The organism is Pseudonocardia sp. ICBG1293, assembly GCF_020131355.1.
Taxonomy (GTDB): domain Bacteria; phylum Actinomycetota; class Actinomycetes; order Mycobacteriales; family Pseudonocardiaceae; genus Pseudonocardia.
On sequence record NZ_JAHLEL010000038.1, the window covers coordinates 590,171 to 602,463 of the forward strand.

Annotated in this window: 12 protein-coding genes and 1 tRNA gene; 4 read left to right on the forward strand and 9 right to left on the reverse strand. The window is 77.3% G+C overall.

Annotated elements, in window-relative coordinates:
• Positions 1 to 61 precede the first annotated feature (61 nt).
• Positions 62 to 499, forward strand: coding sequence for a hypothetical protein (locus tag KPF47_RS16590; RefSeq protein WP_224389662.1), 438 nt, complete (start codon positions 62 to 64; stop codon positions 497 to 499).
• Between the two features lie 109 nt (positions 500 to 608).
• On the opposite strand, the gene KPF47_RS16595 is transcribed toward KPF47_RS16590, so the two are convergent.
• The 5 genes from KPF47_RS16595 to KPF47_RS16615 form a co-directional block, all read right to left on the reverse strand.
• Complete coding sequence (locus KPF47_RS16595) at positions 609 to 935, reverse strand: WhiB family transcriptional regulator (RefSeq protein WP_224389663.1); 327 nt, start codon at positions 933 to 935, stop codon at positions 609 to 611.
• A 259-nt stretch (positions 936 to 1,194) separates the two neighbouring features.
• Positions 1,195 to 1,608: an STAS domain-containing protein gene (locus KPF47_RS16600; RefSeq protein WP_224389664.1), complete on the reverse strand. Its 414-nt coding sequence runs from the start codon at positions 1,606 to 1,608 to the stop codon at positions 1,195 to 1,197.
• A 48-nt stretch (positions 1,609 to 1,656) separates the two neighbouring features.
• Positions 1,657 to 3,477, reverse strand: a complete 1,821-nt coding sequence (locus KPF47_RS16605) for a selenocysteine-specific translation elongation factor (RefSeq protein ID WP_224389665.1) — start codon at positions 3,475 to 3,477, stop codon at positions 1,657 to 1,659.
• Positions 3,478 to 3,480: 3 nt separating this feature from the next.
• On the reverse strand, positions 3,481 to 4,812 hold the full coding sequence (gene selA / locus KPF47_RS16610) for an L-seryl-tRNA(Sec) selenium transferase (protein WP_224389666.1): 1,332 nt from the start codon (positions 4,810 to 4,812) through the stop codon (positions 3,481 to 3,483).
• A 62-nt stretch (positions 4,813 to 4,874) separates the two neighbouring features.
• Positions 4,875 to 5,750, reverse strand: a complete 876-nt coding sequence (locus KPF47_RS16615) for a hypothetical protein (protein ID WP_224389667.1) — start codon at positions 5,748 to 5,750, stop codon at positions 4,875 to 4,877.
• Between the two features lie 172 nt (positions 5,751 to 5,922).
• Here KPF47_RS16615 and selD point away from each other — a divergent pair, with 172 nt between their 5' ends.
• Positions 5,923 to 6,957 (forward strand): selenide, water dikinase SelD, encoded by a 1,035-nt coding sequence (gene selD, locus KPF47_RS16620; RefSeq protein WP_224389668.1) that lies wholly within the window; start codon positions 5,923 to 5,925, stop codon positions 6,955 to 6,957.
• 75 nt (positions 6,958 to 7,032) lie between these two features.
• A complete protein-coding gene (locus KPF47_RS16625; protein WP_224389941.1) occupies positions 7,033 to 8,079 on the forward strand; it encodes a PLP-dependent cysteine synthase family protein in 1,047 nt (348 codons plus the stop codon).
• A gap of 17 nt (positions 8,080 to 8,096) precedes the next feature.
• Here KPF47_RS16625 and KPF47_RS16630 read toward each other — a convergent pair whose 3' ends face one another.
• The 3 genes from KPF47_RS16630 to KPF47_RS16640 all read right to left on the reverse strand — a co-directional run bounded on the left by KPF47_RS16630 (position 8,097) and on the right by KPF47_RS16640 (position 9,885).
• A complete protein-coding gene (locus tag KPF47_RS16630; protein ID WP_224389669.1) occupies positions 8,097 to 9,350 on the reverse strand; it encodes an amidase family protein in 1,254 nt (417 codons plus the stop codon).
• 43 nt (positions 9,351 to 9,393) lie between these two features.
• Positions 9,394 to 9,486: transfer RNA gene (locus tag KPF47_RS16635), tRNA-Sec, on the reverse strand.
• Between the two features lie 6 nt (positions 9,487 to 9,492).
• On the reverse strand, positions 9,493 to 9,885 hold the full coding sequence (locus KPF47_RS16640; protein ID WP_224389670.1) for an STAS domain-containing protein: 393 nt from the start codon (positions 9,883 to 9,885) through the stop codon (positions 9,493 to 9,495).
• 254 nt (positions 9,886 to 10,139) lie between these two features.
• Here KPF47_RS16640 and KPF47_RS16645 point away from each other — a divergent pair, with 254 nt between their 5' ends.
• Positions 10,140 to 10,616 carry a thioesterase family protein gene (locus KPF47_RS16645; protein ID WP_224389671.1) on the forward strand — a complete coding sequence of 159 codons (477 nt, stop codon included), beginning with the start codon at positions 10,140 to 10,142 and terminating at the stop codon, positions 10,614 to 10,616.
• A 24-nt stretch (positions 10,617 to 10,640) separates the two neighbouring features.
• Here KPF47_RS16645 and KPF47_RS16650 read toward each other — a convergent pair whose 3' ends face one another.
• Positions 10,641 to 12,044 carry a glycosyltransferase family 2 protein gene (locus KPF47_RS16650; RefSeq protein ID WP_224389672.1) on the reverse strand — a complete coding sequence of 468 codons (1,404 nt, stop codon included), beginning with the start codon at positions 12,042 to 12,044 and terminating at the stop codon, positions 10,641 to 10,643.
• Positions 12,045 to 12,293 lie beyond the last annotated feature (249 nt).

Below are 12,293 nucleotides of genomic sequence, written 5' to 3' on the forward strand. Positions count from 1 at the left end.
CCGCCCGTGCGGGGGCCCGCTCGCGGCGCTGTCCGGCGAGGCGGGGGAGACCGACCTGCTGGTGGTGCGGGACGACCCGGCCCCCACGCGACGCCCGCTGACGGCGGCCGAGGCGCGGGAGCTGCTGGCGTCCGAGGACGACACCGACAGCGACAGCGACAACGACACCGGGATCGGCACCGGGGGCGTGCCGACCGGGTCGCTGCCGGCCGAGCGGGTGCGGGTGCACCGGCTGGGTCTGCGCTGGGCGGTGCAGGACGGCGACGAGGCCGACCTGGTCGCGGCGCTCTCGGAGCTGGTCGGGTTCGACCCCGACGACGACACCTGGTGCGTGGCCCCGGCGGCCAGTGGGCCGGTGGCCGACCCGGAGATCGAGGTGGTCCGCCGCGCGGTGCGCCGCGTCGCCCGGGTCTACGGGCTCCCGGTGCTGCCCTACCGGCCCGCCGGCCCGGTCCCGGAGGGTGTCACCGAGCCCGACGCGCTCCCGTCGGCGGTCTGAGGCCGTCGGCGGTCCGCCCGGTGCCCGTCCGACGGGACGTCCGGGCAGCAGAACGGCCCACCCGGCTCGCGGGTGGGCCGTGTCGGATCCCCGGTCCGGAGCAGATCCGTCACACGACGGCGGCCAGGCCCGGGCCCCCTTCGGCGACGATGCGCTCGGCGTCCCGGCGCTCGATGATGGCGCGGCGCTCGGACTCGCCGAGCCCGCCCCAGACCCCGAACGGCTCACGGCTGGCCAGCGCGAAGCGCCGGCACTGCTGGAGCACCGGACAGCCCCGGCAGACCTGCTTCGCCCGCTCGGTCCGGCGCGACCGGGAGGGGTTGCGCTCCCCGTCGGGGTGGAAGAACACGGCGCTGTCCATGCCGCGGCACGCACCCAGCCGCTGCCACTCCCACACGTCGTCCATCGGGCCGGGAAGCCGGGAAACGTCGCTCACGTGCTCACCTCGTCGCTCGGGGCCCGGGAGGACCGGGTTGGCTCCTCATCCCGTTTCCCGAGGGGCTCCGAGATCAAACCTGCGCGACGACCGGATCGGTGCTAGCGACGGTGCGCTCCGGGCTCCGGGTGCGGGCCGGGTGGCCGGACGAACCGGCGATCGGCCCTGTTCACGGCGCCGCCCCGCGTCGGCACGTACTCGGCGGGGCGTCCGGCGCGACCCGTCGGCCGTACGTCGGTGATGTGACTCAGGTCACTGATCAGGAGGCGAGTGCGGCCTGCACGTCGTCGTGGATGTCGAACAGATGGTGCAGCCCGGCGATGCCGATCGGGCGCAGGACACGCCGCTCGGTGCAGGCCAGACGCAGCTCGACGCCGTCGCGGTGCGCCTGCTCCCGCAGCTCGATCAGTGCCGCCAGACCCGAGGTGCCGAGGAAGCGGACCCCGTCGAGATCCAGTACGACCAGCGACGCCGCGGACATCTGCTCGGCCACCGAGCCCCGCAGCTCCGGCGCCGTCAGCATGTCCAGCTCACCGGCGACCGCGACGACGACGACCCCGTCGGACGGCCGGGAGGTCTCCAGGCGCAGCCCGTCGCAGGAGTCGGTGACTTCCGACGACACTCCGCCGGTGCCGTCGGTGGTGCCGGCGGCGGGTGGACGGGAGTCGGTCATGGGGCCGACGGTAGGCACCGTGGCACGGGGACGCCACTCGGAGCCGGGTCAGCGCAGACGATGGGTCCCGTCCGGCATCCGCACCGTGAGTCCCCTGCGGGCCAGCAGCTCCAGCAGCGGGACGACGACCCGGCGGCTGCTGCGCAGCGCCTCCCGGGCGGCCGAGACGGTGAACCCCCCGTCGAGACCGCCGAGCACCGCGACCGCCAGCCCGGGGGCGTCGGGACCCAGCACCACGTCCGGGGCCACCCGCAGCAGCTCCCCGGCACGGTCGAGCACCGCCAGCTCCCGCGGCCCGAGTCCCAGCTCGGCCAGCCGCGCCGCGCCCGGCGCGGCGAACGGGTCGTCGGCGAGGTCGGCGCGGAGCCGGGCAGCGGCCTCGCGCAGCGCGGCGGGCGGGCCGGTGTCCGCCGCGACCCGCACCCGTCCGTCGCGCAGGTCGAGACCGGTTCCGCCGACCGCGGACAGCACCGCGGCGACCAGCGCCGCGTCCGGGAGCCCGGCCGCCCGCCGGGCCGCGGCGAGCGACAGCCCGGGATCGAGCGGGTCCTCGGCGTCGTGCGCGGCGACGGCGGCGGCCAGCGCTGCGGCCGCGGAGGCGGCGGTGGCCGGGTGCACCAGCCGGCCCGCGGCACCCGGAACCCGGGCCGCGAGCGCGGCCACCTCGTCGGCGGGCACCCCCCACCGCACCAGGTCGTCGGCCCGGACGGTGCCGCGCCGGGCCAGCTCGGAGTCGGCGTCGGGGACGGCACCGACCCCGGCCAGCTCGGCGGCCCGGCGGCGGGCGGCACCCCGGCGGCGCAACGGTGACGGCGCCGGGTCCAGCACGGTCACCCCGGCCACGATCCGCCCCGCGCCCGGATCACGCAGCACCGCCCGGTCCCCGATCCGCAACGGCAACGGCCGTGCCGGCGCCAGCCGCACGAGCGGGTCCCCGCCCGCCGGGCCCGGGCCGAGCGGACGGACCCGTACCGGCACGGCCGCCGACCCGACGTGCAGGGTCAGCCCGACCGGCGTCGACGGCAGCGGCACCGGACCCGCGACCCCGTGCAGCCGGACGTCGGCCTCCCCGGTGACCGGCCACGCTCCCGGCCCGAGCAGGGCGTCGCCCCGGTCGACCCGGTCCCTCGGGACGCCCCGCAGGTTGAGGGCCACCCGCGCGACCGCGGTCGCGGCGCCGACCGGCTCGCCGAGCTCCTGCACCCCGCGCACGGTGACCGGGGCCCTGCCGGTCGCGCCGTCGAGCTCCAGGACGTCGCCGGGACGCACGGTGCCGCTGCCCAGCGTGCCGGTGACGACCGTCCCGGCCCCACGGACGGTGAACGCCCGGTCCACCCACAGCCGGACCGGCCCGTGCGGGTCGGGGGCGGGCAGCCGGGTGGTGAGGGCGGCCAGCGCGGTGCGCAGCACGTCCAGGCCGGCGCCGGTGCGGGCGGAGACCTCGACGCAGGGCCATCCGCCGAGCCCGCGGCGGGCGAGCTCGTCCCGGGCATCGTCCCGGGCGAGCTCGGGATCGAGCAGGTCGGAGCGGGTCACCACGAGCAGCCCGTCGGCGACGCCCGCGGCGGCGAGCGCGTCGGCGTGCTCCCCGGACTGCGGCATCCAGCCCTCGTCCGCGGCCACGACGAACAGCGCCGCCGGGACCGGACCCGCCCCGGCGAGCATCGTGCCGACGAACCGTTCGTGCCCGGGGACGTCGACGAACGCGACGGTGCCCGCCCCCGCCACCGTGGTCCAGGCGAAGCCGAGGTCGATCGTCATCCCGCGGCGTCGTTCCTCGGCGTACCGGTCGGGCTCCATCCCGGTCAGTGCCCGGACCAGCGTGGACTTGCCGTGGTCGACGTGGCCCGCGGTGCAGAGCACGTGCACGGCTCAGCCCACCGGCCGGTCCGCGACCGCCCGCACGGCCCCGGCCAGCGCCGCGTCCGACGACGACGGCAGCGCCCGCAGGTCGAGCAGACAGCGCCCGTCGGCGATCCGGCCCAGCACCGGCGGGTCGCCCGCGCGCAGCGCCGCCGCGTAGCGCTCGGGCAGCGCGACGGCCGCGCTGGGCAGCTCCACCCCGGGCGCACCGCCGCCGCCGACCCCGGCGACGGTGTCGAGGGCGGTCGCGTCGACGCCGTCGGCGGCCAGTGCCGCGGCCAGCGCGCCGGCGCGGTCGCGCAGCCCGGCCGGGTCGGCGTCGAGGAACTCCCGCACGGGTGTCGGGGGGCCGTCGACCGAGGCCTCCAGCGCGGCGAGGGTCAGCTTGTCGACGCGCACCGCCCGGGCCAGCGGGAACCGCCGCACCCGCTCGACCAGGGCGGTCCCGCGGTCCCCGCCGCCGAACAGCAGCCCGGCCTGCGGCCCGCCGAGCAGCTTGTCGCCGGAGGCGGTGACCAGGTCGGCACCGGCGGCGAGGGTGCTCGCGGCGTCGGGCTCGTCGGGCAGCAGCGGGTGCGGGGCCAACAGCCCGGATCCGATGTCCACGACGACCGGCGGCCCCAGCCCGGCCAGCTCGCGCACCCCCACGGCCGAGACGAACCCCGACACCACGAAGTTCGACGGGTGCACCACGAGCAGGAACGCGGTGTCCGGGCCGACCGCGTCGGCGTAGTCGCGCAGGTGGGTGCGGTTGGTGGTGCCGACCGGTCGGAGCCGGGCCCCGGTGGACTCGATCAGCTCCGGGATGCGGAAGCCGTCGCCGATCTCGACGAGCTGCCCGCGGGAGACGACGACCTCGCCCCCGGTACCGGCGAGCGCGGCGCACACCAGGGCCAGGGCGGCGGCGCCGTTGTTCGCGACCCAGGTCGCCCCGGCCCCCGGGACGGCGTCGCGCAGCGCGGCCAGTACGCCGCTGCCGCGGGGGCCGCGCCGTCCGGTGGCCAGGTCCAGCTCGACGTCGCAGGTGCCCGCGGCCACCCGCAGCGCGTCGACGGCGGCGGCGGACAGCGGCGCCCGGCCCAGATTGGTGTGCAGCAGGACGCCGCTGGCGTTCAGGACCGCCCGGATGCCGGTCGCGGTGGCCGGCAGCGCGGCCCGGGCGGCGGCGGCGACCTCCTCCGGCGCGATCCGGCCCTCCCGCGCGGCCTGCTGGGCCGCGACGACGGCGCGTTTGACCCGGTCCCGGCCCCACCGCGCCGTGGCCCCGTCCAGCACCGGGTCGGCCAGGACCGCGTCGGTCCGCGGCACCCGCCGGCGCGGGTCGGGCTCGGCGGTGGGCACCGGCGCACGGTACCTCCGCCACCACCGGCTGTCCCGCGTCCGCACGGGCCGGCGGCCCGCGGTCAGGACCTCCGTCGGCCGCTGCCCTCCGCCGCGTCGGCCGGGGCGCCCGGGGTCGTGCCGGCGGGCTGCTCCGGCTCCCGCTGCTCCGGCAGCACCACCACCGGGAGCGGCGCGGCCCCGTCGACGTGGGGGTCGGCGTCACCGGCGGGGAGCTCGTCGGAGGCGGGAGCGTCCCCGGTCCGCAGCGCGTGCGCCGGGCCGTCCGCCGGGCGCCGGACACGCTCACCGGGGTCGGTTCCCCGCACGGGCCGGGCGGGCGCGTCCAGCCTGCCCAGCTCGGACCCCAGCAGCTCGTGCAGCCGGGCGATCTCCGCGCGCACCGACGAGCGCACCGCGGACACGTGCGCGTGCATCGACGCCGCGGTGTCCGCGACGAGGTCGCTGTCCCGGCGTGCCGCCGCCCCGGCCGCGTGCACCCGGTCGACCTCCGCACGGGCACCGTCGACGAGCCGGACGGCCTCGTCGCGGGCGGCCTCCACCAGCTGCGCGGCCTCGGCGGCCCGCCGGCGCATCGCGGCCTCGTGCTCGGCCATCCGCAGCACCTTGTCCGCGCGCATGCCGAAGGTCTCCGCGGGGCGCGAGCGGGCCTCCTCCAGCGCTGCGGCGAGCGCCTCGGCCCGGCGCTCCGCGGCGTCGCGGGCGTGCTCGGCCGCGGCCAGGCGTCCCAGCAGGTCCTCGACGGTGTGCTCGACACTGCGGGCGCCGTCGCCGCCGCGCGGCGTGCGCAGCGGCAGCCCGGCGGCGGTCGTCCCCGCGGCCGCGGTGCCGGGGACCGGCCCGGAGCCGGGCGGCGTGCCCCCGGAACGGGTCGTCTCGTCGTCGCGCACGTCCTCGGCCGTCACCTCGGCGCCGGTATCCGTGACACCGTCGGTCACCTCGTCGATCCCCCCGTGCTGCTCCCTCGCTGGACACCCGTCCTGCTCACGGTGCGTCAGTCTCCGTGTTCGCGGCGCAGCTCGACAGCCCCCGTTCGGCGGACGGCACCGGCCCGGCGGTCGACGGTGCGTGACCTGGTGGCCCCCGGGGCGTCGCTGTCACCATGGAGGGATGTCCGACACCGGTGTCGTCCGCCGTCTCACCGAGTTCAGCCACGGGGCGGGGTGCGGCTGCAAGCTCGGGCCCGCCCAGCTGGCGGAGGTCCTCGCCGCGGTGACGCCCCCGTCGCACCCGGACCTGCTCGTCGGCACCGACACCGGGGACGACGCCGCGGTCTGGCGGCTGTCGGCGGACCGGGCACTGGTCGCCACCACCGACTTCTTCACCCCGATCGTCGACGACCCCGGTACCTGGGGGGCGATCGCCGCCACCAACGCCGTCTCCGACGTCTACGCCATGGGCGGGCGCCCGCTGTTCGCGCTGAACCTGGTCTGCTGGCCCTCGGAGGCGCTCGGACCGGACGTGCTGGCCGCCGTCCTGGAGGGCGGGGCCGCGGTGGGGCGGCGGTGCGGGTTCGCCGTCGTCGGCGGGCACACGATCGATGATCCGGAGCCGAAGTACGGCCTCGCCGTGGTGGGGGAGGTCCACCCGGACCGGGTCCTGACCAACGCCGGGCTGCGCCCGGGCGACGAGCTGGTGCTGACCAAGCCGCTCGGGATCGGCGTGACCACGACCGCGGTGAAGCGCGGGGTGCCCGCGGACGTCGACGCCGCCGTCGCCGTCATGACCACCCCGAACGACGACGCCGCCGCGGCCGCCCGGGAGGCGGGCGCCACCGGCTGCACCGACGTCACCGGCTACGGCCTGCTCGGGCACCTCACGAAGATGACCGTCGCCTCGGGGGTGGACGCGCACGTCGACGTCGCCGCGGTCCCGCTGCTCGGCGGGGTGCGGCGGCTCGTCGCCGACGGTGTCGTCCCCGGCGGCACGCTGCGCAACCGCGCCTGGATCGCCGACCGGGTCGTCGCCGGCTCGGCCGCCGAGGAGGACCTGCTGGTCCTGTCCGACGCCCAGACCTCGGGCGGACTGCTGTTCGGCGCGGCCCCCGGCCGGGGGGACGAGGCCGTGGCGTGGCTGCGCGGGCGCGGTCACGGGGCGGCCCGGATCGGCACCGTCACCGAGGGGACCGGACTGGTCCGGCTCTGAGGCCGCTCTAGGGTCACGGGGGTGCAGCCCGTCGACCGCTCCTGTGCCCGTACCCGCGCCTGGGTCGACGAGGCGATGCGCCGCGTCCAGGCCGATGCGAACCGTTCCGCCGACACGCACCTGCACGTGCTGGAGCTGCCCGCCGAGTGGGACGTGCAGGTCTACCTCAAGGACGAGTCGGTGCACCCGACGGGCAGCCTCAAGCACCGGCTGGCCCGCTCGCTGTTCCTCTACGCACTGGCGTCGGGCTGGATCACCGACGGGACCACGGTCGTCGAGGCCAGCTCCGGGTCGACCGCGGTGTCCGAGGCCTACTTCGCCCGGCTGCTCGGTCTGCCGTTCGTGGCGGTCATGCCGCGCTCGACGAGCCCGGAGAAGGTCGCGCTGATCGAGCGGGAGGGCGGGCGCTGCCACTTCGTCGAGCACGGCGGGGAGGTCTACGCCGAGGCCGAGCGGCTGGCCGCGGCCACCGGCGGGCACTACCTCGACCAGTTCACCTACGCCGAGCGCGCGACCGACTGGCGCGGCAACAACAACATCGCCGAGTCCATCCTGGCCCAGCTGGCCGAGGAGCCGCACCCGGTGCCGGAGTGGATCGTGGTCGGCGCCGGGACCGGGGGCACCTCGGCGACGATCGGCCGCTACCTGCGCTACCGGCGGCTCGCGACCCGGCTGGCCGTCGTCGACCCGGAGGGGTCGGCGTTCCTGCCCGGATGGACGGCGGGGGACCCGTCGTACGCGACCGGGGCGGGGTCGCGGATCGAGGGGATCGGGCGCCCCCGGATGGAGCCGAGCTTCGTCCCGTCGGTGATCGACCGGATGGTCCCGGTGCCCGACGCGGCCAGCGTCGCCGCCGCCCGCGACCTGCGGGAGCGCACCGGCCGCTGGGCGGGCGGGTCGACCGGCACCAACCTGTGGGGCGTCTACCAGGTCGTCGCCGAGATGCTGCGCGCCGGCTGTGCGGGCAGCGTCGTGACGCTGTTGTGCGACGGCGGCGAGCGCTACCGCCACAGCTACTACGACGACGCCTGGGTCGCGGCCCAGGGGATGGACCTGGCGCCGTACACGGCGACCCTCGATCGGTTCGTCGCCACCGGGGTCTGGTCCCCGCCCGCGGGCTGAGCCGGACCGTCGCCGGGTCAGCCCCGGGCGAGCAGGGCGGCGGTCGCGAGCAGCCGCCGCTCCGATCCGGGCCGCCCGACGAGCTGCACGCACCCGTGCTCACCGGACCGGTGCACCGGCGCGACCAGTGACGGCAGCCCGGCCAGGTTCCAGGCGGCGACGCCGGTGGAGCCGGCCCCGGACGCCCCGGGAGGTGCGGGCAGCAGCCCGGCCTCGGCGCCGGCGTCGTCGAGCCAGGCGACCATCCGCTGCCGCCACGACGCGGGCGTCGCCGGACGCAACCCGCCCAGGCGCCGGACGCGGCGGCCGCGGCGGACCAGGCTGCGGGCGCTGCGCGGCAGCTCGGCGGGATCCAGCCCGAGGTCCTCCACCCGGCGGGCGAGCCCGGCCTGACGGCGGCGGGCGGAGTGCACGACCAGGACGGCCCGGTAGGGCGGGTCGGCCGCGACCAGCCCCAGCCCGTCGTCCTGCAGCAGCCGGATGGCCGCGTGCACGGCCGACGCCGCGTCGGGCCCGGCCAGCCGGGTGCGACCCGTGCGCAGCGACGCGGCCAACGAGGAGACGGGCGCCGCCGGAGGGCGGGAGCCGGTGTCGGCGGGTGCGGCCCGCCGGATCACCGACGACGGCGCGGGCGGTCCGGCGGCGCCCCGGGAGAGCGCGTCGAGCACCGTGGTGAGGTCGTCGGGGTGCCGGGCGAGCAGGGTCGGCTCGGCGAGCCCGCACCAGCGCCGCTCGGCGGCGTCGGGTACCGGGAGCACCCGGCGGCCCGGCTTGAGGGCGGCGATCCCGTGGGCCGCGGCGGCGCAGCGCAGGGTGCCGTCGCCGTCGACCCCGATCCCGAGCGGGACGGCACCGGAGGCGACCACGGCGGCGGTGGCCCGGCCACCGGGCGTGCCGTCGAGCCCGACCTCGTGCTCGGCGGTGCGTGCCCACCCGGCGACGAGCGCGCCCGCCGCCCGCAGTCTGCGCACGACCTCGTCCCCGCGCCCGGCGACGGAGATGCCGTCCTCGACCACGACGGGGACCCCGGCGAGCGGGAGGGCGAACCGGTCGGTGCGCCGGTCGAGGGCTGCGGCCGCCGCCCGCAGCGCACCGGGATCCACCACGAGCCCGACCCCGTCCGGGACGGCGTCGTCGATCGCGGTGAGGAGCCGTTCGGCGACGGTGGCCGCGCTCAGCCGTCCCTCCCGCACCGCGGCGGCGAGGTCCGGCACACCGGACGGGCCGTCGTCCGAGGTGGAGGACGGCTCGTCCAGGTGCAGGATGCTCATCGCGGTGGGGCCCGTCGTCCCGGTCGTCGGGGGTGGTGGTCGGCGGAGGCGGACGGGAATCGAACCCGCCTGGCCGAGGTGCTCGGCCACGTCGGTGTTGAAGACCGCGGGGGCCACCAGGCACCCATACGCCTCCAGGTCGTCAGGCCGTGCGGAGCGCGTCGGTCACGCCGTCGGCCACGTCGAACAGGGACATCAGGTTGGTCGCCTCGAGTGCACGGGTCACGGCGTGCGAGCCGCAGACCAGCCGCAGCCGGCTGCCGGCGTTCTCGGCCTTCTCCTTGCCCTCGACGAGCGCCGCCAGTCCGGCCGACCCGAGGAACGTGACCCGGGTCAGGTCCACCACGAGCAGGCTCGCGGAACCGATCCGCTCGGCGAGTCGTTCGCTCAGCACGGGCGCGGTCATCGTGTCGATCTCGCCGTGCACACCGACGACGACGGCGCCGTCACCGTGCTCGGTAACCTCGAAGCGGACGACCTCGCCGACGTCGGGGCCCTGGTCTCCCCCCACCCCGGTGGGCGTCTCACTGCTCATGTGTCGTGCTCCCTCGCGAGTCGTCGCCGTCGGTGCCGTCGAGGAGCCGGTGATCCGTTCCCGGAGGCGCCATCGACTTCACCGTGAGTGACAACCGGCCGCCGTTGCTTGACGAACCGCTCGTGCTGCCTCCACGCCAGCCTAGCCAGCGCGGCCACTCACCCTACGACCGCGGTCGGCGGTGACACAAACGTCCGGCGACGCGGTCCGGCCGTCCGTCGGGGCCGTGCGGCCCGGCTGGCAGGGTGGTGCCCATGTACGTCGAGCAGTCTCGGCCGTTCGTGGTCCGGATCGGTGTCCGCAGCTACGAGATGGACGTGAACGGGCACGTCAACCACGCCGTCTACCACCAGTACGGCGAGCACGCCCGGATGGAGCACTTCCGGGCGGCGGGGCTGTCCCAGCACGCGCTCGGCACGCACGGGCTGACGATCGTGCTGCTGTCGACGACGGCGCACTTCCGGGCCGAGCTGCGTGCCGGCGACGAGCTGGAGATCGACTCGCTGATCGCGTTCACGGCCCGGAAACCGTTCACGATGCGTCACCGGATCGTCCGGGTGGCCGCGGACGGCGGCGACCGGACGGAGGACCTCGCGGCGGAGGTGGAGTGCACCCTCGGGGCCCTCGACACCACGACGCGTCGGCTGGTGGCCGGCCCGCACGCCCGGCTGGCCGCCGCCGCCTCGGACCCGGCCCTGCTGGGGCCGGGTCCGGAGGGTACGACGGCGTAGCGGCCGACGGCTGCCGCGAGCGGCTCAGCCCTGCCGGGCGGGATCCGCGCCGTAGGGGCCGCCGGTGCGGGCGGGGACCGACCGGTACCCGCCGGTGTCCTGCGGCCGGGCCGGGGTGACGGCCGGGTACCCACCGGTGCCCTGCGGCCGGGCGGGGGTCACGGCCGGGTACCCACCGGTCGACAGGATCTTGTGCGGGGCGGTCGTCCCGGCCCGGGTCGGCCCGATCAGCGGCGGCACGGCTCCGCCGGCACGCCGCACCGCGCGGCGCGACCGCAGGTAGGCCCGCGGGCCGTTCAGCAGACCCCGGTTGCGCGTCTGGTCGGCGTCGGCGGGCATCGCCACGCCGGCGCCGGCCTCGCGGTCGGAGATGTGGCGCAGTCGGGCGACGGCGGCGGGGAGTCGGCGCAGGGCGACCGAGCGTCCCTGGGGCGAGAGCGCGACCTTGGCCAGGAAGCTGCCGAGTCCGACGGCGTAGCCCTCCATCTGCTTGCGCAGGGCGGCCTGGTCGGGGCGGTGGTGGTGCCAGAGGTAGGCGCCGGGGGCGTAGCCCAGGACGTGGCCGGCGAGGATCATGCGGACGAGGAACTCGCAGTCCTCGCCGCCGTGGGTGGGGGTGCCGGGGCCCATGGCCTCGTCGAAGCCGCCGACGGCGCGGGCGGCGGCGGCGCGGACGGCGAGGTTGGCGCCGATGCCGAACAGGCCGGGGGCGAAGGGGAAGATCGGGGAGTCGGCGGGGGGTTCGGCGAGGGTGAACCGGCGGGGGGTGAAGCCCTTGTTCCAGGCCAGGGCGATGTCGGCGGCGCGTTCCTCGGGGCTGGCGAGGCGGGCGGCGAGGACGGGGCCCGAGACGCAGGCGAGTGCGGGGTCGGTGGCGAAGGCGCCGGCGATGCGGGAGGCCCAGGCGGGGTCGACCTCGGTGTCGTCGTCGGTGAAGGCGACGATCTCGGTGCGGGCCTCGGCCAGGCCGCGGTTGCGCCCGACCGACGCGCCGCGGCGCGGCTCCCGGACGTAGCGGACCCGGGGCGACCCGGCGGCGGCGACGGCGTCCCGGGTGAGCTCGTCCGTCGGGTCGTTGTCGACCACGATGACCGAGAGCGCCGGGTGGTCCGAGGCGAGGACCGCGCGCAGGCAGCGGGCCAGCGACTCGGGCCGGTTGCGGGTCGCGATCACCACCGTCACCGGGTCGGCGGCGACCGGTGCCGGAGTCACCTGCTCGGGCGACCCCAGGGTGATCAGTGCGGATCGCAGCTCCGCGACGGTCGCGCGACCGCCACGCAGCGGCACGGTCACCTGACCCTGTGGAGTGCCACCCACGGTGACGAGCAGACGGGCGGCGTGGAACGCGGGCGCGACCCGCAGCTCGCGCAGCGGGCCCAGGCGATCCAGCTCTCCCACCCAGGTCGCGGCGTCGTCCGGCGCAGACATCCCTGACATGGGACACAGTGTCGGGTATGCGTCCTGTGCTCACACTGAGAGTGCGCGGTTGCGGGTGAACGGACACCGTGCGTGTGCGCGACCGCCGAGTTCACCGGAAGTGGTGCGACGGACGGCGTCGACGCAGGTCGGAGCCGTGAGGTCCGGTCGTGCGCCGTACGGGTGACGACGCCGTCGCCGTGGGGTGGTTGCCCGCGACCCTCCGGGCGCACGACGAGCGGCGTCGGTGGAGCGACGACA

Coding starts and splice junctions, on each gene's coding strand:
- KPF47_RS16600 (WP_224389664.1), bottom strand. CDS start 1,608: ATGACCGACTCCCGTCCACCCGCCGCCGGCACCACCGACGGCACCGGC.
- selD (WP_224389668.1), top strand. CDS start 5,923: ATGTCCGACACCGGTGTCGTCCGCCGTCTCACCGAGTTCAGCCACGGG.
- KPF47_RS16625 (WP_224389941.1), top strand. CDS start 7,033: ATGCGCCGCGTCCAGGCCGATGCGAACCGTTCCGCCGACACGCACCTG.
- KPF47_RS16630 (WP_224389669.1), bottom strand. CDS start 9,350: ATGAGCATCCTGCACCTGGACGAGCCGTCCTCCACCTCGGACGACGGC.
- KPF47_RS16640 (WP_224389670.1), bottom strand. CDS start 9,885: ATGAGCAGTGAGACGCCCACCGGGGTGGGGGGAGACCAGGGCCCCGAC.
- KPF47_RS16645 (WP_224389671.1), top strand. CDS start 10,140: ATGTACGTCGAGCAGTCTCGGCCGTTCGTGGTCCGGATCGGTGTCCGC.
- KPF47_RS16650 (WP_224389672.1), bottom strand. CDS start 12,044: ATGTCTGCGCCGGACGACGCCGCGACCTGGGTGGGAGAGCTGGATCGC.